Raw genomic sequence first — 24,908 nt, 5'->3', positions numbered from 1 at the left:
CGCGGCAATTTCAAGGCCACTGGATGAAAAGCGATGCGGAAAAAAATGCGCCCCCGCGCTCCGAAGAGGCGCCCCCGGGCTTGGCATCGAGGCCAGCTTCGAGGATTCCCACCGGCGGGCCGTCCTCGCTGAGAACCGGAATCCTGTTTACGGCGTAAGGCTTTAGCGACGCCAGCCGCGATGTCGGTGGCTGCGATACTCCCAGGCATGCCCGTTCTTGCCATCGGGCGGATCCTGGATTGCTTCGTCGCAGGCACCAAAGAAGCGGTACCAGGGCAGGATGCATTCGAGCCTGGCATTGTCGGCGTAGCGCTCGCCTTGAGGGCGGGAGGCCGCCTGTCCCGTACCTGTCCCAGCATAGAACCCACCCATCACGATCATGCTGGCGAGAATGAGCTTGTTCATGTCTGTGTCCCAGGAATCGCTGCCGCATCTCGTAGCGGCCGGCAAATTCTAGTGAAGCACGCCGGCTGGAGCAAATCCCCGCAGCCCCTGCGCGAAAGCTCGTCCTCCCACAACCGGGCGGAACATGCGCCCATTGGCGACAGGCGTCAATGCGGCTATCGTGCGGGCCTTGATCAATCAGACTGGGACTTTGCCGTGGCCTCCTTCCTTAAATCCCTCTCCTCTCTGTTCGGAGGCAAACGCGAATCGGATGGTGAGCCCGCCCCCAAGGGCGACGGCGAGGAATACAACGGATTCACCGTGCGTCCGGCCCCCTACAAGGAGGGAGGCCAGTATCAGACCTGCGGCTATGTGGAAAAAGAGATCGGCGGCGAACTCAAGAGCCATAAGTTCATTCGGGCCGATCGTTTCGCCAGTTTGGACGATGCCGTGCAGTTTTCCCTGACCAAGGGCAAGCAGTTGATCGACGAGCAGGGCGAGGGTTTGTTTCGATAATGTGAAAAAAAGCGCGAGGGGGGCTTGCATCCCCCGCTTCGCTTGGTTATCAGACCGCCCATGGAAGCGCCGGTCGCTTCCCAGCGCGCCCGTAGCTCAGCTGGATAGAGCATCAGACTACGAATCTGAGGGTCAGAGGTTCGAATCCTTTCGGGCGCGCCATTCTCTCCTTTCCTTCACATTGTCAGTTATTTGTGGGCATGAGCTTAAGTGCCGTCCCATGCCTGCGAGGAATGACTGATCTGTCCTTCCTTCTCCGGACATTGGAGGCTTCCTCAAAATCCCGGCATCGCGTAAGAGCGGGGTTCCCTATTCATTGACCGCACCGCATCATGATCCGCCTCGAAAACATCTCCAAGCAGAACGGCAACCAGATTCTCTTCATCGAGGCTTCGGCCACCCTGCAGAAGGGCGAGAAGGTCGGGCTCGTCGGCCCCAACGGCGCCGGCAAGTCCACGCTGTTTCGCATGATCACCGGCGAGGAGGAGACCGATGAAGGCCGCGTCTCGGTCGATCGCGGCGTGACCATCGGCTATTTCAACCAGGATGTCGGTGAGATGGCCGGCCACAGCGCGGTCGCCGAGGTGATGAACGGCGCAGGGCCGGTCAGCGAAGTCGCGGCCGAGTTGAAGGAACTCGAAGCCGCGATGGCCGATCCGGACCAGGCCGACAACATGGACGCGATCATCGAGCGCTATGGCGAGGTGCAAGGGCGCTTCGAGGAACTGGGCGGCTATGCGCTCGAAGGGCGTGCCCGCGAGGTGCTGGCCGGTCTCAGCTTCAGCGAAAGCATGATGGACGGCGATGTCGGGGCTCTCTCCGGCGGCTGGAAGATGCGTGTGGCGCTGGCCCGCATCCTGTTGATGCGCCCCGACGCGATGCTGCTCGACGAGCCGAGCAACCATCTCGACATCGAGAGCCTGATCTGGCTGGAAGAGTTCCTCAAGGGTTATGAAGGCGCCCTCCTGATGACCTCGCATGATCGCGAGTTCATGAACCGCATCGTCTCCAAGGTGGTGGAAATCGACGGCGGCACGCTGACCAGCTATTCGGGCGACTACGAATTCTACGAGCAGCAGCGCGCCCTCAACGAAAAGCAGCAGCAGGCCCAGTTCGAACGCCAGCAGGCCATGCTGGCCAAGGAAATCAAGTTCATCGAGCGCTTCAAGGCCCGCGCCTCCCATGCAGCGCAGGTGCAGAGCCGGGTGAAGAAGCTGGAGAAGATCGACAAGATCGAGCCGCCGCGTCGCCGCCAGAGCATCGCCTTCGAGTTCCAGCCCGCGCCCCGCTCGGGCGACGACGTGGTCAGCCTGAAGGAAGTCCACAAGGCTTATGGCGATCGCAGCATCTATGAGGGCCTCACCTTCCAGGTCCGCCGCAAGGAGCGCTGGTGCGTGATGGGCATCAACGGCGCCGGCAAGTCGACCCTGCTCAAGCTCGTCGCCGGCACTGCCGACCCCGACAAGGGCACGGTCGTCCAGGGCGGCAGCGTCAAGATGGGCTATTTCGCCCAGCATGCCATGGACCTGCTCGACGGCGATCGCAGCATCTACGAGACACTGGAGGATGCTTTTCCCCAGGCGGGCCAGGGCTCGCTGCGGACTCTCGCCGGCTGCTTCGGCTTTTCGGGCGATGACATCGAGAAGAAATGCCGCTTCCTGTCAGGTGGTGAAAAGGCCCGGCTGGTGATGGCCAAGATGCTCTATGATCCGCCGAACTTCCTGGTGCTGGACGAGCCCACCAACCATCTCGATCTGGCCACCAAGGAGATGCTCATCGCGGCCCTGTCGCAATATGAGGGCTCGATGCTGTTCGTCTCGCATGACAGGCGCTTCCTCGCAGCGCTCTCCAACCGCGTGCTGGAACTGACGCCAGAGGGCATCCATCAATATGGCGGCGGCTACACCGAATATGTCGCCCGCACCGGGCATGAGGCACCGGGGCTTCATAGCTAAGCCGGGTCTTCCCATTCCCGCCAAGGGTGTGAACGGCGCGTCAAGCTGGTAGGCTGGCCAGAGAAATCCGTGGTCTGGTCTGGCCTGTGCTGTGCCCCTCGCCTTTGAAGGAGTGATACCCGATGATCAATCGCTGGCGACCTCTCGCTGTAGCCTGCGCCCTGGTCGGCCTGATGCTTCCCGCAAGCGAGGCGTTCGCAAGGCAGCGCACCCTCGCCGGTACGGTCAGCTATCGCGAGCGCATCGCCTTGCCTCCTACGACTGTGGTCGAAGTCAAGCTCGTCGACGTCTCCCTGGCAGACGCCCCAGCCCGAACGCTGGCGCGGACATCGGTCCGATCCGGCAGGCAGGTGCCCATTCCCTATCGCCTGCGCTATGACGACAGGGTGCTCAAACCGTCGGGCCGCTATGCCATGGAGGCGCGCATCAGCGTCAATGGCCGGCTCTGGTTTCTCAACACCACTCACCATGCCGTCACCGCGGGCGAGCCGGTGAATGGTGACATCCAGGTCGATCGTGTGGGGCAGGAGGCCGAAGCCGGCCCGACCGGTCCGAGCGGACGTTGGCTGGCCGAGGACATCAATGGCCGCGGCGTGGTCGACGATGCCCAAAGCGTGCTCGAAATCGCCGCCGACGGCAAAGTCTCCGGCCGCGGCGGCTGCAACGGCATGGGCGGTAGTGCCGTGATCAAGGGCTCGCGCATCCGCTTCGGGCAGATCGTCAGCACCCAGATGGCCTGCCCTCCCGCCATCATGGACCAGGAAGGCAAGTTTCTCAAAGCCCTGCAGGCCGCCCGCAGCTGGCGCATCGATACCGCCCGCAACAAGCTGCTGCTCCTCGATGCCAGGGGACGCCGGATCCTCCTGCTCGCCCGCATGTAGCCGCCCCGGCTCTTACGACCCGACGCGCTCGACAAGCCGCTCCATCAGCGCCTGCAGGAGCGGCTCCTCCGCCCGGTCGACGGGGCAGAGGATATAGTAGGCCGCCGCGGCGTTGATCGAGGTGGCGAAGGGCTGGATCAACCGGCCCTCGCGCAGCAAATTGCGCGTGAGCACGTCCGAGACCAGCGCCAGCCCCTGCCCCTGCACGGCGGAGGCAACCGCCTGCGCCACCGAAGCCACGCGCACGCTGGCGCTGCCTTGCAGATTGACCCGCGCCGCCACGCCCCAACGCGCCCATTCCTCGCCGCGATCCTCGTGCAGCAGCGTGATACCGTTGAGCTTGCGCTCGCGGTGCTGCAGGTCAAGCCTCGGAAACAGGGTCGGGGCGCATACTGTCCGCAGCCGCACCTCGCTGAGCAGGCGCCAATACCGTCCTGGAAAAGGTGGATTATCATAAACGATGGCGACATCGCTGGCCTGCCAATCCACCTCGGCGGCGGTTATCGCCTCGTTGATGGCCAGGTTGGCGATGTTGCGGTTTTCCGCAAACTCCACCGCCACCGCACTCAGCCAGGCGACCCCGAGCGCAGTCGGCAGGGACAGTGCCAGGCTCTGCTGTGGGGTTGCTGCGCCCCGGCTGCGGCAGTCGCGCGCCGCCGCATCGAGCTGGCCAAGGCTGACGGCGACTGCCTGGGCAAAATCGCGGCCAGCCGGCGTCAGCGCAATGTTGCGCCCTGCCCTTTCGAACAGGACGATCCCCGTCGCTTCGCCGAGCTTCTTGAGTTGCAGCGAGACCGCGCTCGGGCTGAGATTGAGCTCCTCCGCCGCCCGGCGAAGGCTGGCCAGCCGGGCCGTCGCCTCGAAGGCCGGAAGATATTGCAGATAGACCAGGGGCCGGGCCACGGTGCCTCGCAGGATAATTGATGAATTTAATAGAACAATTTTGGTTAAAACAAATCGTTTTTTGAGAACGATTTCGGGTGCTATCCAGGAAAGCGAAAGGGAGCACCCCGATGATCAAGGCAACACCATTCGATTATCCCTATGATGGCCGGCTCGATCCGCGCAGCACGGCGCTTGTTGTCATCGACCTGCAGGAGGACTTCCTTTCGCCGACCGGCTATTTCGCCAGGCAGGGCTATGATCCCAGCCCGCTTCGGGCCATCCTGCCGACGGTCAACCAGCTGATTGACGCCGCCCGCGCCGTCGGCATCCGCATCATCCACACCCGCCAGGGCTATCGCGGTGACATGGCGGACATGACCCCTTACGAAAAATGGCGTCGCAGCCGCGCCGGCCTCGACGGCACGCAGGTTCTGCTGCGCTCGGGCCCGGGCTTCGAGATCGTCTCCGACATCGAGGTGCGCCCCGAGGACATCATCGTCGACAAGACTTGCAACGGCGCCTTCACCTATACTGATTTCGAGCACGTGCTGCGGGCCCAGGGCATCACCCATCTGCTCTTTTCGGGCTGCACCACCGATGTGTGCGTCCACACCACCTTGCGCGAGGCCTGCGACCGCAACTTCCAGTGCCTGACCATCGCCGATGCCTGCGCCAGCGGCGACCAGCGCGCCCATGAGGCGGCGCTGCACATGGTGACGGTGGAGAACGGCATCTTCGGCGCCCTGACGAATTCGGCCGCGGTGCTGGCCGGCCTCGCCAAGCTGCCGAGGGCCGGCGCGTGATGCCGGATCGCGGCGCACCCCAGCGCTACATTTCCCTGATGCGCCTGACAGCCAAGGGGCTGGCCGAGCTTGCCGACAGCGCCGGGCGGCGGCAGCTCAGCGAGGAGCGTGTCGCCGCGCTCGGCGGCCGTTCCATCGCCTTCTACGCCGTGCTCGGCGCCTACGACTTCGTCCAGGTCTTCGAGATGCCGAGCGTTGAGGCGATGATGCAATATGTGCTCACCGCGCGTCGCGACGGGCATGTCGATCCGCTCATTCTCCCGGCCTTCGACACACAAGCCTATGGCGGGATCATCGGACGCATCCAGGCAACGGACACCCTGGGAACCTGAAGCGCTTTGCGGCGTGACGGAGCCGCCAAGAATCACAAAGACACGTCGAAACATGAGTCGGAGCGTGCCGGCGTTCAGCCATGAACACGCCTTTGCTCCAAGGGAACCAGTCATGACAGCAAAATTCGTGACCATGGTCGCGCTGGCGACGCTCGCCAGTACTGCGGCACTCGCAGAGCAGCCGAGCTTCGTCTCGGACGGATCGCTCAATATTTGCACTACCGCAGCGTTTCCACCCTTGACCTACAAGCGCTCGCCCGGTGACCTGACGCCTGTCGGCATCGACGTCGAGATCGCCGAGGCATTGGCCAAGGCCTGGGGTGCCAGCACGACCTACACCGTCACCGACTTTTCGGGCCTCCTGCCGACGCTCGGCTCGGGACGCTGCGGCCTGATCATCAGCGGCATCTATGTCAATGACGAGCGCCGCAAGACCTATGACGGCGTGCGTTACATGAAATCGGCCACCGTGCTGGTGACCAAGGCCGGAAACGGCGCCATCGGCAAGCCGGACGATCTCAGCGGCCTCAATGTCGCGCTGGAGGCTGGCACCTATTACAAGGAAGAGCGCCTGGATCCCCTCAACAAGACGCTCGAAGCCGCCGGCAAGGCCCCAGTCACTATCCACAATTACCCGACCCAGCAGGCCGCCTACCAGCAGGTGATAGTGGGTCGGGTCGATGCGACGCTGACCGAGGAGGCCGAGGGCGCGTTCCGGGTCGCCGACGCCAGGGACACGCTCCAGATCGCCTATACATGGCAGTCCGACTTCACCTACGGCATCTATATGCGTCGCAAGGACGGCGACCAGGCAGTGGTGCGCGACGCCCTGAGGAAGCTGCGCGATGACGGCTTCTTCACCGCTCTCGCCCAGAAATACGGCCTCAAGTCTGCTGTCTTCGACGTCGACTACGACAAGTAGCCGGAAGCGGCAGCGTCGACATGTCCTTCGATCCGGCCCTCCTCCTGACGGCACTGACCAACCCGGCCATGCTGCAGGGCGCGGCCATCGCCCTGGTCCTGTCCGTCATCGTCTTCGCCGTCTCGTTCTTCGTCTGCCTGCCGCTGGCGCTGTGCCTGAATTCACGCAAGGCGATACGCAATGGCTCGGCGCAGTTCTATGTCTGGGTGTTCCGCGCCGCCCCGCTCATCCTGGTGCTGCTCCTGGTGTGGAACGGCTCGCCGCAGTTGATGCCCTTTCTGCTCAAGGCCGGCTGGTTCACGCCCTTCGTGGCGGCCGCAATCTCCTTCACTCTGGTCACTGCCGCCTATATGGCGGAGATCATGAAGGGAGCTCTGCGCTCGATCGGTGCGGGACAGGGCGAAGCGGCGACGGCTCTCGGCCTCACGCGGCTGCAAGCCTTCCGCTTGGTGATCCTGCCGCAAGCCCTGCGTGTCTCGCTGCCCGCTTTGGTCAACGAGTTCATCAACCTCCTGAAGGTGACCTCGCTCGCCTATGTCATTTCGCTGCGCGAGATCATGGCGGTGGTGAACGACGCCATCGCAGCCTCCTTCCGCTTCGTCGAATGGTATTGCGCCGCCTTGATCTATTATCTCGCCATCGTCTCGCTGTTCATGCTGGCGCAATCGATCATCGCGCGCCGCCTGCAGTGAAGCCTCACGGCTTGACGAAGAGAATGGTGGTCAGCCCACTCTGCCATTCCTCGTCAGGATAGCGTCCGGCCTCGCGATAGCCGCGCGAGTGGTAGAAGGCCTGGCTTGCCTGGTTGAAGGTATCGGTTTCGAGGCGCACCTGTGCAAACCCGGCCGCCACGATCGCGGCCTCCGCTCCTTCCATCAGCCGCTGTCCGAGTCCCTTGCGGGCATGACGGGAATGGACATGCAGGGCATCGATGAAATCACCTTCCCAGCGAATGAAGCCCGCCACCTCGCCATCGATCTCGGCAACCAGGCATTCCAGCCCGTGCTCGTCGATGAAGCGGTCGGCAACGCCGGAGATCAGATAGCGCTCGACGGCTGCCGGCGTGATGTTGGGCCGCCAGGTGCTGTCGAACGTATCCTTGAGGATCGCCTTCAGCGCCGGCTTGTCCGCCTCGCCGCCCAGCCTGATCACAACGACATCCATTGCCATCCGTCCCGATTGCACGCCTGCCCGATGCGGGCTCTTGCGCTTCACGCTGCCTTACCCCGATTCTCTGCGGTTCCTGCGCCCTGTACGCGGAGAGCTGATCGGCCCACATTCTCGCCACGTCACCGTGGAAGGAAGTGCCGGCTGGCGCCGAATAGACGCTGAAATGACGAGGATCGCTCCTTTTGGAGGAAATGCCGATGAAACTGACGGTCCAGCCTTTCCTGATGTTCCAGGGACAAGGCCAGGCGGATGCCGCCATGAACCTCTATGTTTCCCTGTTTCCCGACGGCGAGATCCTCGACGTCGAGCGTTATGGCGCCGGCGAGATGGGGCTGCCGGGCTCGATCAAGAAGGCACGCTTCAGCATCGCCGGCCAGAGCGTAATGTGCATCGACAGCCCCGTGCAGCACAATTTCACCTTCACGCCGTCCTTTTCGTTCTTCATCGACTGCGAAACGAATGAGGACCTCGATCGCCTCTTCGCGGCCCTGTCCCAGGACGGCACCGTCTTCATGGCTCTCGACGACTATGGATTCAGCCGCCGGTTCGGCTGGGTCGCCGACCGTTTCGGCGTCTCCTGGCAGATCAACCTGCCGTTCGAGGCTCCCGCCTGAGCCGCATCATTCTCCAGCCTCCTGCATCAGCCGGATCGGCCCGCTGCCCGCATCGGCGAGCCGGTCGTCGGTGTTGAGCAGGGTGCAGCGCTCCATCGACAGGCAGCCGCAGCCGATGCAGCCGGTCAGCTCGTTGCGCAGGTTCTGCATCAGGGCGATGCGGTGGTCGAGCTCGTCGGCCCAGTGCGTGGCGAGCCTTTCCCAATCGCTGCGTGAGGGCGGACGATTGTCGGGAAGCTCGGCGAGGCGCGCCCGGATCTCCGCCAGCGAGAAGCCGAGCTCCTGCGCCACCTTGATCAGGGCGACGCGGCGCAGCACAGCCCGGTCGTAACGCCGCTGATTGCCCTGGCTGCGCCGGCTGCGGATCAGCCCCTTGCGCTCGTAGAAATGCAGCGCCGTCACCGACACGCCGCTGCGATGAGCAAGGTCGCCGACGCTCAGTTCAGCCATGGATCGTCTCCCAAAAAACCGCTTGACCTTAACTTAAGTAGAGGTTGTAGGCCAGACGAAGTCGCGATGCCGAAGTGACATCGGACCTTGTTCGAGATGGATGTTGCGAGTTGGAGCCGAGGATGGACACGCAGGTCGGGACGGGAACCCAAGCCCATTGGCGCGAGATCGCGGTCGGCCGTTATGCCGGCGCGACAGCCACGCTCTGCCTTGGCGTTGCCCTGTTCGCCTTCAACAGCTTCCTGGTCTCGACCGCCCTACCCTCGGCGATCGACGAGCTTGGCGGTGCCTCGCTGATCGCCTGGTCTGTCAGCCTCTATCTGATCTTTGCCATTCTCGGCGGCTCGATTGCGGCGCTGGCCAAGGGTCGCCATGGCGCACGGGCGGCACTGATCGGGGCAGCTCTGCTGTTCACGGCCGGCACCCTGCTTGCGGGCTTTGCTCCCGCCATGGCCGTGCTGCTGGTGGGACGCGCCCTGCAGGGCTTCGGCGAAGGCCTGATCGCCGCGGTCTGCTATGCCCTGATCCCGGAAATCTTTCCCTCGCGCCTGGTACCCAGGGTGTTCGGCGCCGAGGCGATGGTCTGGGCAGCGGCGGCCTTCGGCGGCCCGGCCATCGCCGGCATCATCAGCGAGACCGTGTCCTGGCGGGCCGCCTTCCTGGTCAATGTACCGCTGTCGCTGATCTTCATCGTCCTGGTCCTCAAAGTAGTGCCGCATGGAGCCCGACAGGAGGCGGCAGCGCTTCCCCTCGTCCAGCTCGGTGCGATCGGGGCTGGCATGGCCGCGGTGATGATCGCGGACGTGGCCGGCGGCACCGGCACCGCCATGCTGCTGCTGGTGCTGGCCGCACTTTTCTATGTCGGTGCCGTCTACAGCGACCGGCGTTCGCCGGCGCGGCTCTTCCCCAAGGACGCCTTTCGGCTCGACAAGCCCATCGGCCTCGGCCTGTGGATCGTCTTCCTGATGCCGATGGCCCATTCGGCGGCCTCGGTCTATCTCGTCTACCTGATCCAGCATCTCTGGGGCTACGGCGCCACGCTGGCGGGCGCGCTCAACGCGGTAATGGCCGTGTTCTGGAGCCTGGTCGCCATCGCGGTGGCGAGCGTAGGCTCGCAGCAGATCCGCCGCCGGCTGATCTGTCTGGGCCCGCTGTTCCTGGTGCTGGGCCTCATCGCCATCATCGTCGCGCTCTGGCGCGCCGACATCGCACTGCTCGTCGGCGGCCAGGTCCTGATCGGGGCGGGCTTCGGCGCGAGCTGGGGCTATCTCAGCCAGGGGCTGATGGAGGCCTCACCGGCGGAGGAACGCAACCGCACCTCGGCCCTGCTGCCCACCCTGCAATCGGCCGCCTATGCCATCGGGGCCGCGGTGCTCGGCTTCGTGGCCAACGCCAATGGCGCAGGTTCCGCCACCACGGGTCCGCAATTGCAGGAAGCCATGCTGGCCGTGTTCGCGTTGGCCATTCTGATCGCCCTGCCGGGGGTCTTTGCGGCACTGAAACTGGCGCCGCATTTGTTCAGGGAAGCGGAAAAGGTGCAAGAATGCCCTGCGTAAGACCATCTTTGCTACGGCTGCCGACTACTTGCGGCCCCGCAGCGCCAATCTGCGCGATCATTCGCCCAAATGGTAACTTGTCCTTCCCACATGGGAACCTTCATACAAAGGTCCCATGATTCGCCCGCTTCGCCCGTTCCTGTGCCTAGTGCTCGCATTGCTTTTCGCAGTGACGACGGTGGGCTGGGCGATGGCGAGCACGCGCATGGCCGGCGACCAGGCCATGAGCCACCATGCCGCCGGCAAGGAGGCCGAGACGCCGCATCATGGCGATGAAGCCGCCATGGAAGGAATGTCCTGTCATCCGCCGGCGCCATGCGGCAATGAAAATAGTGCCGGAGAAGCAGCCTCTACCTGCTGCGCCTTCGCCTGCCACGTTGCGGTGGAGACCGATGCTCCCCTCCTGAATGCGCGCACCTTTACCATCGCCATCAAGCGCTCCATCAGGGAACAGGACTCGCCGATGTCGATGCTGTCGCTGCTCGACAGACCGCCGAGACAAGCCGAAGCGTCCGTCGGCTGATTCCGCCCGTTCCATCCTCCGGTCGATGCCCCTGCATTGCCGGAATCTGCGCGGGCTCGGCCGACCGGTCGCGATGCACGGCGCCTGACGCCCTGCATTCCGCCTTGTCCCCAGAACCGGCGTGCCGGCCGCTGCCTTGACGGCAGCCCGGACGCCGCTGTCCGAGAAATTCCATGAAAATCGCCGTCCCGACGGTTCTCGCCGTCGTCCTGTCTGCTTGTGCGCCGCCGCCCAGGCTCGCCGTCGGCCCTGATCCCGCCAATCCCGCCTCACCGGTCCCGCGCCTGCGATACACGCCCGTCACCGCGGGGACCGTGGATTTCCGCCCAGTCGATCCCAAACCCTGGGTGGAGCGGAACGACAGCGTCGCTCCCCGACGGAAGGAGCCATGATGTCCCGGTTTCCATCCCACTCCATCGCGCGGCCGAAGAGGCTGGCGATGCTGACTTCTCTCGCCTTCACTCTGGCAGGCTGTGCCAGCTTCACGCCCGACGGCGGCATGGCACCCGTCAAGGGGAGAGTCGCTGCGGAACTCGGCAAGGACACGGTCAAGATCACCTCGCCGGCCGAGGCAGCCCAGGCCAAGGCCCGTGTCGCTGTCCTGCTCGCCAAGCCGCTGACCGCCGACAGCGCAGTGCAGATCGCCCTTCTCAACAATCGTGGTCTGCAGGCCGAGTACAACACGCTCGGAATCTCCGAGGCCGCCTATGTCGCGGCGAGCCTGCCGCCGAGCCCGACCTTCCAGCTCGAACGCGTGGTAGCCGGCGGCGAACTCGACATCGAACGCCGCCTGGTGGCAAACCTTCTGGCCTTGCTCACCCTGCCCGCTCGCCGCGACATCGCCAGGACCCAGTTCGAGGCGGCGCGCTACCGGGCCATCGAGGCGACCTTCCGCCTCGCCGCCGATACGCGGCGGACCTACTATCGCGCGGTCGCGGCCCGACAGACCGTCGGCCTCTTGCAGAAGGCGCGGCTCTCGGCCGAGGCCGCCGGTGATCTCTCGCGCAAGCTCGGCGAGACCGGCGCCGCCACCAAGCTCGACCAGGCGCGCTCGGCCTCCTTCTATGCCGAAGTCGCCAACCGCCTCGCCGAGGCAAGGCTCCAGGCCGGCACCGAGCGCGAAGCCCTGATTCGCCAGCTCGGCCTGTGGGGCAACGAGACCGACACCAAACTGCCCAGCACCCTGCCGAATACACCTGGGAAGCTGCCGCCTTCGACAGAGATCGAGGCGCAGGCCATCCGCAAGCGTGTCGACCTGATCGCCGCCCGGCTCGACCTCGACGCCATGGCCGCCGAGCTCGGCCTGACGCAAGCGAGCCGCTATGTCTCCCTCCTCGACCTCACGGGCCTGGCCAATTACACCCGCGCCAGCGAGGACGGCGTGAAGAAGCGCGACTATCCCCGCGGCTTCGAGCTCGAAGTGCAGATCCCGCTGTTCGATCTCGGCGAGACCGGCGTGCGGCGTGCACGCGAGACCTACATGCAGGCGGTGAACCGCCTGGTGGAAAAGGCCGTCACCGTGCGCTCGGAAACGCGCGCGGCCTATCTCACCTATCGCGGCCGGCACGACATCTGGCGCCAGTACCGCGCCCGCATCCTGCCGCTGCGCAAGACAATCAATGAGCAGGCCGTGCTCGAATATAGCGGCATGCTGATCGACGTCTTCGACCTGCTTACAACCACGCGCGAGAGCCTCGACGTCAGCGTCGCCGCCATCGGCGCACAACGCGACTTCCTCATCGCCGGCGTGGATTTCCAGGCTGCCCTCGTTGGCGGCGGCTCGGCCCCGTCGTCGGGCGGGGAAACCGCCATGGCCGCCGCACCTGCCGCCGGCGCAGCGCATTGATCACGGGAGATGACATCATGACAGTATCCCGCCGTTCCCTCCTCGGCGCCGCAGCCTTGATCAGCGCTGGCGCCATCTCCGGCCGTGCTCAGGCGGCCGCCATCCCCGAAGCGCCCAGCATGAAGGAGGCCGGCATGCAGCCCCCGCTCGTGCCGACCAGCGGTGTCGACTACAACCCGGTCGTCACCCTCAATGGCTGGACGCTGCCCTGGCGCATGAATGGCGACTGGAAGGAATTCCATCTCGTCGCCGAGCCGGTGGTGCGCGAGATCGCCCCCGGCATGGTCGCCCATCTGTGGGGCTATAACGGCCAGTCCCCCGGCCCGACCATCGAGGCGGTCGAGGGCGACAAGGTGCGCATCTTCGTCACCAACAAGCTGCCCGAGCACACCACCATCCATTGGCACGGCCAGTTGCTGCCCAATGGCATGGATGGCGTCGGCGGCCTGACCCAGCCGCACATCAAGCCCGGCAAGACCTTCGTCTACGAGTTCCAGCTGCGCAAGAGCGGCACCTTCATGTACCACCCGCATGCCGACGAGATGGTGCAGATGGCGATGGGCATGATGGGCTTCTTCGTCGTGCACCCGCGCGACCCGGCCTTCCGCCGCGTCGACCGCGACTTCGTCTTCCTCATCAACGCCTACGACATCGAGCCGGGGTCCTATGTGCCCAAGGTGGCGGAGATGACGGACTTCAATCTGTGGACCTGGAACAGCCGGGCCTTTCCGGGCATCGACCCGCTGGTCTGCGGCAAGGGCGACAAGGTCAGGGTGCGCTTCGGCAACCTCACCATGACCAACCACCCCATCCACATGCATGGCTATGACTTCAAGGTCTCCTGCACGGATGGCGGCTGGGTGCCGGAAGCGGCGGCCTGGCCGGAGGTGACCATCGACTGCGCCGTCGGGCAGATGCGCGCCTTCGACTTCACCGCCGATGCCGAGGGCGACTGGGCCATCCATTGCCACAAGTCGCACCACACCATGAATGCCATGGGCCACGACGTCCGCAACTATATCGGCGTCGACAAGAAGGGCGTCGCGGCCAAGATCCGCAAGCTCGTGCCCGACTACATGCCGATGGGATCCGCCGGCATGGCCGACATGGGCGAGATGGAAATGCCGTTGCCCGACAACACCCTGCCGATGATGACGGGCTTCGCCCAGTTCGGCGCGGTGGAGATGGGCGGCATGTTCTCGGTGGTCAAGGTCCGCCAGGGCCTGGCCTCCGGAGACTACAAGGATCCGGGCTGGTTCAAGCACCCGGAGGGCACGGTCTCCTATGAATGGACCGGCGCGTCGAAGAACGCCTTCCACGCCCCCTCCATTCCCGCGAGCCGCAGCAGCACGGCCGACGTCCGGGTGGTCAAGCCCGGCCGGCGTTCGACCCACGATCAGCACTGACCCTCAATGAAAGGAGCATGGATGTTTTCGAAAATCCTGTTTGCGACCGTTGCCCTGGCCCTGGTGTCCGGCCCGGCTTTGGCCGATGCCGGCCATGGCGGCACGCGCGCCTATGGCGAGCCCGGCGATGCCAGGAAGCCGGCCCGCACCATCGCCGTCACCATGCGTGAGAGCGACGGCAAGATGATGTTCATCCCCAGCAAGATCGAAGTGCGCCAGGGCGAGCAGATCAAATTCGTCCTGCGCAACAATGGCGAGATCGACCATGAGATCGTGCTGGCCACCCTGGCCGAAAACCTCAAGCACGGCGCGGAAATGCAGAAAAACCCGGACATGGAGCATGACGATCCCAATGCCCGGCGCCTCAGCCCCAAGAAAACCGGCGAAATGGTCTGGAAGTTCACCAAGGTCGGCGAGTTCGACTTTTCCTGCCTGATCCCAGGCCACCGCGAAGCCGGCATGACCGGCACCATCGTCGTCACCACCAAGACAGGAGCTCTCTAATGCGCAAACTCTTTTTCGCCCTCGCCCTTTCGACCTTTGCCACCACCGCTCTGGCGCAAACCGCCCCGGTCAGCGGCGAAGTCACCAAGATCAACGAGGCCCAGGGCAAGATCACCCTCAAACATGGCCCGATCAAGAATCTCGACATGGACGGCATGACCATGGTCTTCGCCGTGACCGATCCGGCCATGCTCAAGACGGTCAAGGCTGGCGACAAGGTCTCCTTCGAGGCCGACCGCGTCAACGGGCGCCTGACGGTGACCAAGATCGAGAAGGCGAAATAGCGCTGGATACGACCGGCCCCCTTCCCCGGAAGGGGGCCATCGAAACCACGACAGGTTCCCGGAATGCGCAGAGTTCTCTTGATAGCCGGAATTCTGGCTGGCCTCGTTTCGACAGAGGCTGATGCCGGCGATGGCGCGCTGGCAGGCATATTGGCGCGCAATGACTGCCTCGGAGCGAAGATCACTTCGATCTATCGCTCAGACTCCACATCGGTATTCCAGGCCAATTGCGGCGGCACCTCCCACCGCATCCTCGCCGTGGAATGCGGCACCGCGAGGTGCCGCCTTCTGCATCGCAGCGACGAATATGGCGAGGCCGAATAGCCCCGCCCTTCGCCCGTCAACCTTCCATCAGGATCTGAAGCTTGACATCGGTGGGCAGGGCCTTGGCGGCCCGCTCGAAGGCCGCGATGGATTCCTCGAAGGCATAGGTGCCGGTGATCAGCGGCTTGAGATCGACCTTGCCCGAGCCGATCAGCGCCAGAGCGCGGTCATAGATGTTGGCATAGCGGAACACCGTCTCGATGCGCACTTCCTTGGCGATGGCGCCGGGGACGTCGAAAGTAACCGGCTCCACCGGCAGGCCGACAAGCACAAGCGCGCCGCCGGGCCGCACCAGGTCGAAGATGCCATTATAGGCCTTGGCGCTGCCGCTCGCCTCGAACACCACGTCGGCCCCCCATTCGTCGGTCTCCCGCGCGATGGCGGCCGCGAAGGTCTCCTTGGTGAGGTCGACGGGGATGATGCCGTCATAGCGGCCGGCAATCTCGAGCTTTTCCTTGCTGAAATCGGAGATCAGCACCTTGGAGCAGCCGCCGGCCAGGGCGGCCAAGGCAACCATGATGCCGATCGGGCCGGCGCCGATCACCGCCCCGACGTCGCCGGGCGCGATGCGGGCGCGGGCCGCCGCCTGCATGCCGACGGCGAAGGGCTCGACCATCGCACCCTCGGCGAAGGAGACATTGTCGGGCAGCTTGTAGGTGAAGGCGGCCGGATGCACGGTGAAGGGCGTGAGCACGCCATGCACCGGCGGCGTCGCCCAGAACACCACGGACGGATCGACATTGTAGATGCCGAGCTTGGAAGCCCGCGAGCTCAGGTCGGGAATGCCCGGCTCCATGCAGACGCGGTCGCCGGCCTTGAGGGTCGTCACCTTCGCGCCGACCTCCACCACGGTGCCGGCCGCTTCATGGCCCAGCACCATCGGTGCGTTGACGATGAAATTGCCGATACGGCCATGGGTGTAATAGTGCACGTCGCTACCGCAGACGCCGACGGTATGCAGCGCGATCTTCACGTCGGTCGGGCCGACCTCGAGCGGGAGATCGATCTCGCGCAGCGACAATTCGTGCTGGCGTTCGAGGACAAGGGCGCGCATGGGTTTCCTCCGGTTCCTGGCTGACGTCGCCGAAGAGCCGGCGCGTATTCATCCGACATTATCGCCAGTTTGTTGCGGCAATCAACCAAGTCCGACGAGTGGCGACGGCGAGCCGGCGGACATATTACCAGCTATCGGCACCGACGGGTGGCATCGATGGCAAACCAGCCTTCACGCCGCATCGATCTTATGGATCAGGTTCATGATGCCTTCGCTCATGGCGCCGTAGTCGCGGCTGTTGTGCAGGTCTCCCGCCACCCGGTAACCGTTCATCACCACGATCCGATCGGCCAAGGCGATCATCTCCGGCATATCGGAGGTGATCAGCAGGATCGAGGTGCCGGCATCCGACAGTTCGCGAATCAATTCATGCAGATAGGCCTTGGTCTTGATGTCGATTCCAACCGAGGGTTCGTCGATGATCAGGAGCCGCACCCCCGCGGCCAGCCACTTGGCCACGCTGATCTTCTGCTGGTTGCCGCCGGAAAGATTGCCGACGGTCTGCCCCAGCGAAGGCGTGCGCACCTCCAGCTTGCGGATATAGGGCTCGATAGCCTTGCGCACGGTGCGATCGGTGAGCAGGCCGCCGAAACCGGCGAGCTTGCGCCAGATCGCGATGCCGGCATTGTCCAGTACCGAATGCAGCAGGATGAGCCCCTCCTGCTTGCGATCCTCGCTGACATAGCCGAGCCGGTGGGTGTGGATCGCCTCGCCGACACTGGTGATGGTCACCTGCTTGCCGTCGAGCCGGATGGTACCCGCTGTCGCCGGCTGCAGCCCCATGATCGACTTGGCGAGCTCGGTGCGCCCTGCCCCGACCAGGCCATAGAGCCCGACGATCTCGCCGCGACGCACGGTGAGATCGATGTCGCGATGGCCGAAGGGTGTCGCCACCTTGTCGAGCTGCAGCACCGCCGCCGCCCTGGCATGGTCGCGCGGTTTCCAGTCCGGGATCTGCTCGCTGCGCCCGATCATCAGGCGCACCAGGTCCTGGCGGCCGAGCCCTTCCATCGAGCGGCTGTCGCAGGCATTGCGCCCGTCGCGGAGCACGGTGACCTGATCGCAGATCTCCTGCACCTCCTCCAGCTTGTGGCTGACGAAGAGCATGCTGACGCCCTCGTCCCTGAGCTTCTTGAGGAGAGCGAACAGGGCGACGGTCTCGTGCGGCGTCAGGGAGGCGGTCGGCTCGTCGAGCAGCAACACACGCGAACGCAGTGACAGCGCCTTGGCGATCTCGACGAGCTGCATCTTGGCCACGCTGAGCTGCGAGACCGGCGTTGCCGGGTCGAGGTCGAGCCCGAGCACGTCGAGCCAGCGCCGCGCCTCGGCATTCACTGCGGCATAGTCGATCGGCTTGAACAGGCTGGCGCTCAGGCGCTCCAGCATGATGTTCTCGCCCACCGAAAAGCGCGGGATGAGGTTGCGTTCCTGATGCACGACGCCGATGCCCCTGGCGATGGCGTCGCGGGTCGAGGCGAAATGTGCGGGCTCACCATCGACCACCAGTTCGCCCTCGTCGGGCCTGAGCACGCCGGTGATCAGCTTGATCAGCGTGGATTTGCCGGCACCGTTCTCGCCCAGCAAGGCATGGATCGAGCCGGGGCGCAGCGAGATCGAGACGCCTTCCAGCGCCTTGACGCCCGGGAAGAACTTGCTGACGCCGCGCGCCTGGAAAACCGGTGCCGAAGTCTCTGTCGCCATGTTCAGATCCTCTTCAGGCCGCGGCTGACGCGAATCTCGCGCCAGCGGTTCATGCCGACAGCCCACAGGATCAGCGCGCCGAGAACGACCTGCACCAGGAAGGGGTCGATATGGAAGAGCACGAGCGCCTGGGTGATGATGGCAACGATGATCACGCCGAGCAGCGTGGCAAAGCTGGAGACGTGACCGCCCGCGAGCACGGCACCACCGATCACCGGTGCGGCGAAGGAGAGGATCAGCCAGTCGTCACCGATGGTCGGCTGGCCGATCTCCAGCCGCGCCACCAGCGCGATACCGGCCAGGGCTGCCAGCAGGCCCGAAATGGCATGGGCCGATATCACCGTCCGCGACACCGAAATGCCCGACAGTTCGGCCGAATGGGCATTGCCGCCCACGGCCAGGATGAAGCGCCCGAGCGGCAGGCGGTTGAGCAGGTACCACATCGCTGCGAACACGATGGCTGCGGGGATCACCAGCCAGGGCAGAGGTCCCAGGACGGTGGTGTTGCCGAAATCCTTGACGCTCTGCGGCACGCCATAGAAGGGCTGCGCCTTGGTGATGGCGAGGTTGATGCCCTTGAACACCGACAGGGTGGCCAGGGTGATCACGAAGGCCGAGATGCCGGTGCCGGCGATGAAGGCCCCGTTGACGATGCCGGCCAGCAGGCCGATTCCCGCCGCCAGCAGGGCGGCCAGCGGCGCAGGCAAACCCCAGACCTGCATCATGCCGGCAAAGGAGATCGCGGCGAGTCCCCCGATAGCCCCGACCGCCAGGTTCATCTGCCCGATAGCGATGATGATCATCTGCGAAAAGGCGATCAGCATGTTCACGGTGATGGCGAGCAGCAGCACCTGGATGTTGAGTGGCGACAGGAAGGACGGATTGAAGCTGCCAATGAGGGCGATGGCCACCACTGCGATGGCCAGGGGGCCGAACCAGTCTGTCTGCATGAAACGGGGCATCACACCATCCTCCGATGGGCGAGATAGGAACGGCGCGCTTTGTCGATCAGCACGGCGGTGAGCAACAGGCAGCCGAGGCACGCCTGCACCCAGAACTCACCGATCTGTAAGAGCAGCAGGCCGTTGGTGAGCATCGTCACCAGGATGGCACCGAGCACCGTGCCGCTGACCGAGACCCGCCCGCCGCTGAGCAGCGTGCCGCCGAGCACCGGGCCGAGAAAGGCGGGCAGCAGCCAGTCCTGCCCCAACTGTCCAGCCATCGAGGGAATGGCGGCCCCGGTACGCGCCACAACGAGCATGGCCGTGATGGCGGCGAGCGCGCCCGACAGCATGTGGCAGAGGATGAAGATGCGTCCGACTCGCACGCCTGAAAGTTCGGCAGCCTCGGGCCGGGCGCCGGCCGCCAGCATCTCGCGGCCGAGAACGGTGAAGCGGTAGAGCACGCCGAGCGCCACGGCCACGACAAGGGCGACGACGAGAAGCGGCGAGACCAGGCCGAACAAACGCAGCCGCCCGAAATTGGAGAAGTCCGCCGGTATGCCGCGGAAGGATTGCGCCTTGGTCAGATAGATCATCATTCCGAAGAAGATGCTCATGCTGGCCAGGGTGATGATGAAGCTGTGTAGGCCGGAACGCACCACCACGAAACCGTTGATCCAGCCGAGCGCCGCCGCCAGGGCGATGGCGCCGAGGGCGGCAACCGGCCAGGGCAGGCCCACCAATTCCACCAGGGCCCCGAAGGCCATGGCCGCGCAGACGCCGATGGCACCGACAGCCAGGTTCAGGCCGCCGGTGACGATCACCACCATCATGGACAGGCCGACCATGATGTTGACGGCGGCGACGCGCCCCAGCGTGAACTGGTTGAAGGGGGAGAAGAAGCCCTTGGTGGCGAGGCCGAACAGGCAGGCGAAGACCACGATCAGGACCAGCAGGCCGAACTCGTTGGTCAGGTAGAAGCGCACCGTGCCGCTTTGCATCGGCTTGCCGGTCGCCGGGGCGAGCGTTGCGGTTGGGGATTCGTCACCGGCCATCGGCGGTCTCGAGCTCCATCGGAAGAGAGTTGCAGTCGGGCGCCCGATCTCGTTGCGATCGAGATCGGCACGGCTCGCGGGATCGATCGCGAATAGAAGCTTCTTTTGTCTCGTCGCGCTGCCCCTCACCCTTCCCCTCTCCCGCAAGAGCGGGGCGAGGGAGGCGCAAGCGTCGCGATTTATCCTCAAAGCTCTCATCTGGCTTGGCGGTTGGGCCAGGTGATTGCGTTTCGGCACAAACAGGCCGTCGAAGTCCCCCTCGCCCCGCTTTTGCGGGGAGAGGGTAAGGGTGAGGGGCTGCACACCCGTCAAACAATGCGGCAGTCCTCCGCCCGCTTACTTGCAGGTCAGATAGGTCTTCTCGAAGCTCGCCAGCAGCGTCTTGGTGATGCCCTGCATGGCCGAGATGTAATTGTCGACGCCTGAGGCATCGACGAAGACCGTGCCCGAATCGATGAAGTGGCTGGTCAGCGCATTGGACTTCCAGGGCGCATCGGCCTTCACGGTGCAGCCATTGCGCAGCTTGTCGGCGGCGAAGGAACCGATATAGCCCTGGCCATAGGGGTTCTGCAGCATGGTGCCGCTGACGAAACCGTCCTTGATCGCCTTGAGCACCACCTCGTCATGGTCGATGCCGACCATCTTGATGCGCTTGTCACCGATCTTGCGCAAGGCGTTGGAGGCGACCACCGCCGGCACCCAGGCCGTGGTGACGATACCGTCGATCTCGCCGGCATGGGCGGCGAGATAGGCATTGATCTTCTCTTCCGCCGGCTCGGGCGCGTCGATGTCGGCGATGACCTGCACCACCTGCCCGCCTTCTTCCTCGGCGGCCTTCTTCACCGCATCGATGCGGAGCTGGGTGTTCGGGTCGACCAGGAAGCCGGTGAAATGAGCGATACGCTTCTTGCCGCCCATCGCCTTGAACAATTCCTTGGTGCCGAGATAGGCCGAATTGCCGGTATCGGTGCCGAGGCAGAAGGCCGCCTTGGAGGGATCCTTCAGACAGCCGGCCAGCGCCATCACCGGCGCGCCGGTATCGGCCAGTTCATTGGCGGTGGCCACCGAGCCGACCGGATCGCCCGGGAAGATCAGGAAGGCATTGTAGCCCTGCGTGACCAGGCTCTCGAGCAGTTCGTTCTGCTGGCTGAGCTCCCATTTCTGCGGAACCTTGTAGTCGGCTGCGCCAAGGCCGAAATCCTTGGCCGCATCCTTGCCGGCCTGGTCCCAGGCGGCGAAATAGGGATGCGGACCACCGGGCACCAGCGCCACCTTGGTATCGTCGGCGGCCAGGGCCGGCAGGGTACTGGCAAACAGGGCAGCCACAGCCGCGCAAGCAAAGAGCTGACGTCGAACGAACATGAAATTCCCTCCCTCTGGGCATGACGTGCCGCGGGCGCTCCTCACATTGCTCGGCCCGCTTGACAGAGATGGATACTAGGATCCAAGCTCGACATATGCAACAGTGTTTGCGAGATGATGGTCGCGAACGTCACCTTTCCTGCATGCCATTCCGATTCAGGATGAAGCGCCATATCATTGCGATCATTACGGTTTTAAAGGAGCCGGCCGATGTCTGCCTTGCCCAATAAACAGCCCGGGCCGGACGATGACGGGCTGGGCTTTGCCGTCGACATCAATCGCAAGCACCCGGTGGGCGATCAGATCTACGAGGCCCTGAAGCAGGCCATCATCACGGTGAGGCTGATGCCCGGCACCTCGATCAGTGAGAATCGCATCTGCCGCCATTTCGGCGTCTCGCGCACGCCAGTGCGTTCGGCGGTGGTACGGTTGAGCGAGGACGGCCTGATCGACGTCTATCCCCAGCAGGGCAGCTTCGTCTCTCCCATTCGCCTGGCCGAAGTGCGCGACAGCCATTTCATCCGCAAGCATCTGGAGCTGGCCCTGCTGCGCGAGGCGGCGGCCCGCTGGACATCGGCCAAGAGCGCCGAGGCCCGCGCCATCGTGGAAACGCAGCGCCAGGCCATGCTCGCCGATGACAAGGATCGCTTCTTCGAGCAGGACGAGCGCTTCCACTATGCCTTTGCCGGTTTTGCCGAGCGCGAAGGCGTCTGGCCGACCATCCTGCAGGTCCGTGCCCGCCTCGCCCGCTTCGTGCGGCTGTTCGGCACGCCATCCCGTCTGCCCCTGGTGCTGGAGGAGCACCTGGCCGTCCTCGATGCCCTCGACGATGGCAGGACGAACGAGGCCGCCGATCGGCTGGAACGGCATCTCGACATGATCTTCACCATGCTTGCCCAGTTGCCGGACGAGTACGGACCCTATGTTACGGAGTAGCTCGATGCGTCTCAACGCCACGACCCTCGCCCGCCTCAAACCCGGCATCGCCACGCCGCGCTACGATCGGGCCGCCATCCGGCCCGGCATCGTGCATCTAGGCACCGGCGCCTTCCATCGGGCGCATCAGGCCGTCGCCATCGATGATTGCCTGGCACGCGGCGAGACGGATTGGGCCATTCTCGGGAGTTCGCTGCGCGGCACGCAAACGCGGGACGCCCTTGCTCCCCAGGACGGGTTGTACACTCTCGCCATACGCGACAGCGGCCGCGAAGAGTTGCGCGTGATCGGTTCCGTGCTCGGCGTTACCGTTGCGCCGGAAAATCCAACCGTCCTCCTCGACCAGCTTACAGACCCGGCCATCCGGATCGTCACGCTGACCATCACCGAAAAAGGCTATGCCGTCGATCTCGGCAGCGGCGGCCTGAGGCAGGACCATCCCGACATCGTGCATGATCTTGCCAATCCGCAGGCGCCCCGCTCGGCCCTCGGCTTCCTGGTGGAAGCGATCGCACGCCGCCGCCGCGACGGCAGCCGCCCCTTCACCGTCCTGTCCTGCGACAATCTTCCGCAAAACGGACGGACGCTGAAACGCGTGCTCGGCGAGTTCGCAACGTTGCGGGACAAGGATCTGGCGGCCTATATCGCCGGCGAGATCCCCTGCCCCTCCTCCATGGTCGACCGCATCGTGCCGGCGACGACAGATGCCGATCGCGCGGCCATTTCCGCTTCGCTCGGTCTCGAGGACGCTTGGCCGGTGCTGGGCGAGCCGTTCAGCCAATGGGTGATCGAGGATCGCTTTGCCGCCGGACGGCCGCGGCTGGAGGAAAGCGGCGTCGAGTTCACCGACGATGTCGAGCCCTTCGAGCATATGAAGCTGCGCCTGCTCAACGGCACCCATTCCACTATCGCCGCAGTAGGGCGGCTGGCCGGCCACGACTTCGTGGCGCAGGCGATCGCCGATCCGACCATCCGCGACCTGATCGAACGCTATTGGCAATGTGCGATCCCGACGCTCGCCATCCCGGCTGATCGGGCCTTCGCCTATACGAGGCAGCTTCTCGCCCGCTACGGGAACACCTCGCTGCATCACCGCACCGCGCAGATCGCCTCCGACGCGTCGCAGAAATTGCCGCAGCGTATTCTGTCGCCCTTACGCGATTGCCTCGCCAAGCGCCTGCCCTGCGGTCCGCTCGTCTTCGCCGTCGCCGCCTGGATCCGTTCCTGCGGCGGCAGCGACGACCAGGGCCGTCCTCTCCCCCTCAACGATCCGACCTTCGAAGCCTGGACCGGCCGACCCGACCAGCGCAGCACCGCGCCGCAGGCCGTAGTCGAGGCTTTTCTCGGCCTTTCCGCCATTTTCGGCGGAGACCTGCCGCGCAATGCGGCCTTTGTCGACGATCTGCAGGCGGCCTATCGGGCGATCGCCGCCCAGGGCGTCCTTGGCGCCGCCCAATCCTGGAGGCAGAAATGAGAGCCCTGAGCTGCGACGAACCCGGCAAGCTGAGCATCATCCGGCGCGACGAGCCGCGCCCTGCCGGGAACGAGGTGCTGGTGCGCATTCGCCATGTCGGCGTCTGCGGCACCGACTATCACATCTTCCACGGCAACCAGCCCTATCTGAGCTATCCACGTGTCATCGGACATGAGCTCGGAGCCGAGGTCGTCAGCGCGCCGCCGGGATCGGCCCTGCGCACCGGCCAGATCGTCTCGATCATGCCGACGATCTATTGCGGCCACTGCCGCGCCTGCCGGATGGGCAAGACCAATTGCTGCCAGCACCTGGAAGTCCTCGGCGTGCATCGTGACGGCGGGGCCTGCGACTTCATCGCCGTGCCGGAAGCCAACGTCATTCCAGCCGATGGCCTTACGGCGAGGCAGGCGGCCATGGTGGAATTCCTGGCCATCGGTGCCCACGGCGTGGCACGCGGCGGCATCGGGCCGGGGCAGCGCGTGGCCATCGTCGGCGCAGGCCCCATCGGCATCGCCGCCGCCGTCTTCTCCAAGGTGGCCGGCGCCCATGTCAGCGTGGTCGACATGAATCCGCGCCGCCTCGCCTTCTGCGCGGACGAATTGGGGGCGGATGCCGTCTTCGAAGCTTCGGCCGATATCCGCGACCGCCTCGGCCAGGCGACGGGCGGCGATTTCTTCGATTGCGTCATCGACGCCACCGGCAGCCCCGGCGCCATGCAGAAAGGGTTCGATCTCGTCGGCCATGGCGGCGCCTATGTGCTGCTGTCGCTGGTGCGCGCGGACATCGCCTTCAGCGATCCCGAATTCCACAAGCGCGAAACCACACTCTATGCCAGCCGCAATGCGGTCCGGCAGGATTTCGAAACCGTGCTGCAGGCCATGCGGAACGGCAAGGTGCCCCTGCAGGCGCTTGCCAGCCACGAGGGCAGCCTGGACGACGCGCCGGGCCTGATACCGGAATGGTCCAGGCCGGAGACCGGCGTGATCAAGGCGATTCTGAGCGTTTAGGACTTGAGAAAATCGTGTATCGG

At 64.8% G+C, this 24,908-nt stretch carries 28 protein-coding genes and 1 tRNA gene; 20 read left to right on the top strand and 9 right to left on the bottom strand.

What is annotated here, in order from left to right; all coding sequences use genetic code 11:
* Positions 1-162: 162 nt before the first annotated feature.
* The gene (locus ACIGJE_RS13370; RefSeq protein ID WP_311933057.1) at positions 163-405 is read right to left on the bottom strand and encodes a hypothetical protein; all 243 of its coding nucleotides are present in this window, start codon (positions 403-405) and stop codon (positions 163-165) included.
* A gap of 51 nt (positions 406-456) precedes the next feature.
* Between ACIGJE_RS13370 and ACIGJE_RS13365 the strand changes: the two genes are divergently transcribed.
* From ACIGJE_RS13365 to ACIGJE_RS13350, 4 genes are all read left to right on the top strand, one after another.
* The gene (locus ACIGJE_RS13365; RefSeq protein WP_311933059.1) at positions 457-900 is read left to right on the top strand and encodes an HlyU family transcriptional regulator; all 444 of its coding nucleotides are present in this window, start codon (positions 457-459) and stop codon (positions 898-900) included.
* A gap of 85 nt (positions 901-985) precedes the next feature.
* A tRNA-Arg gene (locus tag ACIGJE_RS13360) sits at positions 986-1,062 on the top strand.
* A gap of 170 nt (positions 1,063-1,232) precedes the next feature.
* Positions 1,233-2,855, top strand: a complete 1,623-nt coding sequence (locus ACIGJE_RS13355) for an ABC-F family ATP-binding cassette domain-containing protein (RefSeq protein ID WP_483677655.1) — start codon at positions 1,233-1,235, stop codon at positions 2,853-2,855.
* A gap of 122 nt (positions 2,856-2,977) precedes the next feature.
* The gene (locus ACIGJE_RS13350) at positions 2,978-3,736 is read left to right on the top strand and encodes a YbaY family lipoprotein (RefSeq protein WP_483677653.1); all 759 of its coding nucleotides are present in this window, start codon (positions 2,978-2,980) and stop codon (positions 3,734-3,736) included.
* A 12-nt stretch (positions 3,737-3,748) separates the two neighbouring features.
* Here ACIGJE_RS13350 and ACIGJE_RS13345 read toward each other — a convergent pair whose 3' ends face one another.
* A complete protein-coding gene (locus ACIGJE_RS13345) occupies positions 3,749-4,639 on the bottom strand; it encodes a LysR family transcriptional regulator (protein ID WP_246683724.1) in 891 nt (296 codons plus the stop codon).
* 110 nt (positions 4,640-4,749) lie between these two features.
* Between ACIGJE_RS13345 and ACIGJE_RS13340 the strand changes: the two genes are divergently transcribed.
* The 4 genes from ACIGJE_RS13340 (at position 4,750) to ACIGJE_RS13325 (ending at position 7,370) form a co-directional block, all read left to right on the top strand.
* Positions 4,750-5,424, top strand: coding sequence for a cysteine hydrolase family protein (locus tag ACIGJE_RS13340; RefSeq protein WP_483677651.1), 675 nt, complete (start codon positions 4,750-4,752; stop codon positions 5,422-5,424).
* Positions 5,424-5,756 carry a GYD domain-containing protein gene (locus ACIGJE_RS13335; RefSeq protein WP_311933066.1) on the top strand — a complete coding sequence of 111 codons (333 nt, stop codon included), beginning with the start codon at positions 5,424-5,426 and terminating at the stop codon, positions 5,754-5,756. Before ACIGJE_RS13340 ends, ACIGJE_RS13335 begins: the two co-directional genes overlap by 1 nt.
* Positions 5,757-5,868: 112 nt before the next feature.
* Positions 5,869-6,678: a transporter substrate-binding domain-containing protein gene (locus ACIGJE_RS13330; protein ID WP_483677650.1), complete on the top strand. Its 810-nt coding sequence runs from the start codon at positions 5,869-5,871 to the stop codon at positions 6,676-6,678.
* A 20-nt stretch (positions 6,679-6,698) separates the two neighbouring features.
* The gene (locus ACIGJE_RS13325; RefSeq protein ID WP_415083659.1) at positions 6,699-7,370 is read left to right on the top strand and encodes an amino acid ABC transporter permease; all 672 of its coding nucleotides are present in this window, start codon (positions 6,699-6,701) and stop codon (positions 7,368-7,370) included.
* 4 nt (positions 7,371-7,374) lie between these two features.
* Here ACIGJE_RS13325 and ACIGJE_RS13320 read toward each other — a convergent pair whose 3' ends face one another.
* A complete protein-coding gene (locus tag ACIGJE_RS13320; protein WP_483677648.1) occupies positions 7,375-7,842 on the bottom strand; it encodes an N-acetyltransferase family protein in 468 nt (155 codons plus the stop codon).
* A 203-nt stretch (positions 7,843-8,045) separates the two neighbouring features.
* Between ACIGJE_RS13320 and ACIGJE_RS13315 the strand changes: the two genes are divergently transcribed.
* Entirely contained in the window at positions 8,046-8,462 is a 417-nt protein-coding gene (locus tag ACIGJE_RS13315) for a VOC family protein (protein ID WP_367625686.1), read from the top strand.
* A 6-nt stretch (positions 8,463-8,468) separates the two neighbouring features.
* Here the strand turns inward: ACIGJE_RS13315 and soxR are convergent, their stop codons facing one another.
* Positions 8,469-8,912: a redox-sensitive transcriptional activator SoxR gene (gene soxR, locus ACIGJE_RS13310; RefSeq protein ID WP_394309790.1), complete on the bottom strand. Its 444-nt coding sequence runs from the start codon at positions 8,910-8,912 to the stop codon at positions 8,469-8,471.
* A gap of 122 nt (positions 8,913-9,034) precedes the next feature.
* Here soxR and ACIGJE_RS13305 point away from each other — a divergent pair, with 122 nt between their 5' ends.
* The 8 genes from ACIGJE_RS13305 (at position 9,035) to ACIGJE_RS13270 (ending at position 15,355) form a co-directional block, all read left to right on the top strand.
* Positions 9,035-10,468 carry an MFS transporter gene (locus ACIGJE_RS13305; protein ID WP_415083664.1) on the top strand — a complete coding sequence of 478 codons (1,434 nt, stop codon included), beginning with the start codon at positions 9,035-9,037 and terminating at the stop codon, positions 10,466-10,468.
* Between the two features lie 115 nt (positions 10,469-10,583).
* Positions 10,584-10,991: a hypothetical protein gene (locus tag ACIGJE_RS13300; RefSeq protein WP_149254613.1), complete on the top strand. Its 408-nt coding sequence runs from the start codon at positions 10,584-10,586 to the stop codon at positions 10,989-10,991.
* A gap of 173 nt (positions 10,992-11,164) precedes the next feature.
* On the top strand, positions 11,165-11,383 hold the full coding sequence (locus ACIGJE_RS13295) for a hypothetical protein (protein WP_367625683.1): 219 nt from the start codon (positions 11,165-11,167) through the stop codon (positions 11,381-11,383).
* Between the two features lie 47 nt (positions 11,384-11,430).
* Positions 11,431-12,837 (top strand): TolC family protein, encoded by a 1,407-nt coding sequence (locus tag ACIGJE_RS13290; RefSeq protein ID WP_415083668.1) that lies wholly within the window; start codon positions 11,431-11,433, stop codon positions 12,835-12,837.
* Between the two features lie 17 nt (positions 12,838-12,854).
* Complete coding sequence (locus tag ACIGJE_RS13285; RefSeq protein WP_367625681.1) at positions 12,855-14,243, top strand: multicopper oxidase family protein; 1,389 nt, start codon at positions 12,855-12,857, stop codon at positions 14,241-14,243.
* A 21-nt stretch (positions 14,244-14,264) separates the two neighbouring features.
* Positions 14,265-14,747: a cupredoxin domain-containing protein gene (locus tag ACIGJE_RS13280; RefSeq protein ID WP_367625680.1), complete on the top strand. Its 483-nt coding sequence runs from the start codon at positions 14,265-14,267 to the stop codon at positions 14,745-14,747.
* On the top strand, positions 14,747-15,031 hold the full coding sequence (locus ACIGJE_RS13275) for a copper-binding protein (RefSeq protein ID WP_415083671.1): 285 nt from the start codon (positions 14,747-14,749) through the stop codon (positions 15,029-15,031). The genes ACIGJE_RS13280 and ACIGJE_RS13275 overlap by 1 nt, the downstream gene beginning before the upstream one ends.
* 63 nt (positions 15,032-15,094) lie before the next feature.
* Entirely contained in the window at positions 15,095-15,355 is a 261-nt protein-coding gene (locus ACIGJE_RS13270; protein WP_415083673.1) for a hypothetical protein, read from the top strand.
* Positions 15,356-15,371: 16 nt separating this feature from the next.
* Here ACIGJE_RS13270 and ACIGJE_RS13265 read toward each other — a convergent pair whose 3' ends face one another.
* The 5 genes from ACIGJE_RS13265 to ACIGJE_RS13245 all read right to left on the bottom strand — a co-directional run bounded on the left by ACIGJE_RS13265 (position 15,372) and on the right by ACIGJE_RS13245 (position 21,468).
* Complete coding sequence (locus ACIGJE_RS13265) at positions 15,372-16,409, bottom strand: NAD(P)-dependent alcohol dehydrogenase (protein WP_415083675.1); 1,038 nt, start codon at positions 16,407-16,409, stop codon at positions 15,372-15,374.
* Positions 16,410-16,580: 171 nt separating this feature from the next.
* Positions 16,581-18,110 (bottom strand): sugar ABC transporter ATP-binding protein, encoded by a 1,530-nt coding sequence (locus ACIGJE_RS13260; protein ID WP_311933087.1) that lies wholly within the window; start codon positions 18,108-18,110, stop codon positions 16,581-16,583.
* Between the two features lie 2 nt (positions 18,111-18,112).
* Positions 18,113-19,072, bottom strand: coding sequence for an ABC transporter permease (locus ACIGJE_RS13255; RefSeq protein WP_311933089.1), 960 nt, complete (start codon positions 19,070-19,072; stop codon positions 18,113-18,115).
* Positions 19,072-20,106, bottom strand: coding sequence for an ABC transporter permease (locus ACIGJE_RS13250; RefSeq protein ID WP_367625674.1), 1,035 nt, complete (start codon positions 20,104-20,106; stop codon positions 19,072-19,074). The genes ACIGJE_RS13255 and ACIGJE_RS13250 overlap by 1 nt, the downstream gene beginning before the upstream one ends.
* Positions 20,107-20,442: 336 nt before the next feature.
* Complete coding sequence (locus tag ACIGJE_RS13245; RefSeq protein ID WP_311933092.1) at positions 20,443-21,468, bottom strand: sugar ABC transporter substrate-binding protein; 1,026 nt, start codon at positions 21,466-21,468, stop codon at positions 20,443-20,445.
* A gap of 210 nt (positions 21,469-21,678) precedes the next feature.
* On the opposite strand from ACIGJE_RS13245, the gene ACIGJE_RS13240 reads away from it, so the two are divergent.
* From ACIGJE_RS13240 to ACIGJE_RS13230, 3 genes are read left to right on the top strand one after another with little or no spacing between them, the layout of a single operon-like run.
* Positions 21,679-22,404 carry a GntR family transcriptional regulator gene (locus tag ACIGJE_RS13240; protein ID WP_311933093.1) on the top strand — a complete coding sequence of 242 codons (726 nt, stop codon included), beginning with the start codon at positions 21,679-21,681 and terminating at the stop codon, positions 22,402-22,404.
* 4 nt (positions 22,405-22,408) lie between these two features.
* Positions 22,409-23,878: a mannitol dehydrogenase family protein gene (locus tag ACIGJE_RS13235; RefSeq protein ID WP_483677642.1), complete on the top strand. Its 1,470-nt coding sequence runs from the start codon at positions 22,409-22,411 to the stop codon at positions 23,876-23,878.
* Positions 23,875-24,885: a zinc-binding alcohol dehydrogenase family protein gene (locus tag ACIGJE_RS13230; protein WP_483677640.1), complete on the top strand. Its 1,011-nt coding sequence runs from the start codon at positions 23,875-23,877 to the stop codon at positions 24,883-24,885. Before ACIGJE_RS13235 ends, ACIGJE_RS13230 begins: the two co-directional genes overlap by 4 nt.
* Positions 24,886-24,908: the final 23 nt, after the last annotated feature.

The organism is Labrys sp. E2SS-1L (assembly GCF_057073705.1).
Note: the sequence above shows the minus strand (reverse complement) of the source record. Positions and strands in the feature narration are given on the sequence as shown.

Excerpts from the sequence above, each read along its gene's own strand:
- ACIGJE_RS13370 (WP_311933057.1), bottom strand. The coding sequence starts at position 405 with ATGAACAAGCTCATTCTCGCCAGCATGATCGTGATGGGTGGGTTCTAT.
- ACIGJE_RS13355 (WP_483677655.1), top strand. The coding sequence starts at position 1,233 with ATGATCCGCCTCGAAAACATCTCCAAGCAGAACGGCAACCAGATTCTC.
- ACIGJE_RS13350 (WP_483677653.1), top strand. The coding sequence starts at position 2,978 with ATGATCAATCGCTGGCGACCTCTCGCTGTAGCCTGCGCCCTGGTCGGC.
- ACIGJE_RS13340 (WP_483677651.1), top strand. The coding sequence starts at position 4,750 with ATGATCAAGGCAACACCATTCGATTATCCCTATGATGGCCGGCTCGAT.
- ACIGJE_RS13335 (WP_311933066.1), top strand. The coding sequence starts at position 5,424 with ATGCCGGATCGCGGCGCACCCCAGCGCTACATTTCCCTGATGCGCCTG.
- ACIGJE_RS13330 (WP_483677650.1), top strand. The coding sequence starts at position 5,869 with ATGACAGCAAAATTCGTGACCATGGTCGCGCTGGCGACGCTCGCCAGT.
- ACIGJE_RS13325 (WP_415083659.1), top strand. The coding sequence starts at position 6,699 with ATGTCCTTCGATCCGGCCCTCCTCCTGACGGCACTGACCAACCCGGCC.
- ACIGJE_RS13320 (WP_483677648.1), bottom strand. The coding sequence starts at position 7,842 with ATGGATGTCGTTGTGATCAGGCTGGGCGGCGAGGCGGACAAGCCGGCG.
- ACIGJE_RS13315 (WP_367625686.1), top strand. The coding sequence starts at position 8,046 with ATGAAACTGACGGTCCAGCCTTTCCTGATGTTCCAGGGACAAGGCCAG.
- soxR (WP_394309790.1), bottom strand. The coding sequence starts at position 8,912 with ATGGCTGAACTGAGCGTCGGCGACCTTGCTCATCGCAGCGGCGTGTCG.
- ACIGJE_RS13305 (WP_415083664.1), top strand. The coding sequence starts at position 9,035 with ATGGACACGCAGGTCGGGACGGGAACCCAAGCCCATTGGCGCGAGATC.
- ACIGJE_RS13300 (WP_149254613.1), top strand. The coding sequence starts at position 10,584 with ATGATTCGCCCGCTTCGCCCGTTCCTGTGCCTAGTGCTCGCATTGCTT.
- ACIGJE_RS13295 (WP_367625683.1), top strand. The coding sequence starts at position 11,165 with ATGAAAATCGCCGTCCCGACGGTTCTCGCCGTCGTCCTGTCTGCTTGT.
- ACIGJE_RS13290 (WP_415083668.1), top strand. The coding sequence starts at position 11,431 with ATGCTGACTTCTCTCGCCTTCACTCTGGCAGGCTGTGCCAGCTTCACG.
- ACIGJE_RS13285 (WP_367625681.1), top strand. The coding sequence starts at position 12,855 with ATGACAGTATCCCGCCGTTCCCTCCTCGGCGCCGCAGCCTTGATCAGC.
- ACIGJE_RS13280 (WP_367625680.1), top strand. The coding sequence starts at position 14,265 with ATGTTTTCGAAAATCCTGTTTGCGACCGTTGCCCTGGCCCTGGTGTCC.
- ACIGJE_RS13275 (WP_415083671.1), top strand. The coding sequence starts at position 14,747 with ATGCGCAAACTCTTTTTCGCCCTCGCCCTTTCGACCTTTGCCACCACC.
- ACIGJE_RS13270 (WP_415083673.1), top strand. The coding sequence starts at position 15,095 with ATGCGCAGAGTTCTCTTGATAGCCGGAATTCTGGCTGGCCTCGTTTCG.
- ACIGJE_RS13265 (WP_415083675.1), bottom strand. The coding sequence starts at position 16,409 with ATGCGCGCCCTTGTCCTCGAACGCCAGCACGAATTGTCGCTGCGCGAG.
- ACIGJE_RS13260 (WP_311933087.1), bottom strand. The coding sequence starts at position 18,110 with ATGGCGACAGAGACTTCGGCACCGGTTTTCCAGGCGCGCGGCGTCAGC.
- ACIGJE_RS13255 (WP_311933089.1), bottom strand. The coding sequence starts at position 19,072 with ATGCCCCGTTTCATGCAGACAGACTGGTTCGGCCCCCTGGCCATCGCA.
- ACIGJE_RS13250 (WP_367625674.1), bottom strand. The coding sequence starts at position 20,106 with ATGGCCGGTGACGAATCCCCAACCGCAACGCTCGCCCCGGCGACCGGC.
- ACIGJE_RS13245 (WP_311933092.1), bottom strand. The coding sequence starts at position 21,468 with ATGTTCGTTCGACGTCAGCTCTTTGCTTGCGCGGCTGTGGCTGCCCTG.
- ACIGJE_RS13240 (WP_311933093.1), top strand. The coding sequence starts at position 21,679 with ATGTCTGCCTTGCCCAATAAACAGCCCGGGCCGGACGATGACGGGCTG.
- ACIGJE_RS13235 (WP_483677642.1), top strand. The coding sequence starts at position 22,409 with ATGCGTCTCAACGCCACGACCCTCGCCCGCCTCAAACCCGGCATCGCC.
- ACIGJE_RS13230 (WP_483677640.1), top strand. The coding sequence starts at position 23,875 with ATGAGAGCCCTGAGCTGCGACGAACCCGGCAAGCTGAGCATCATCCGG.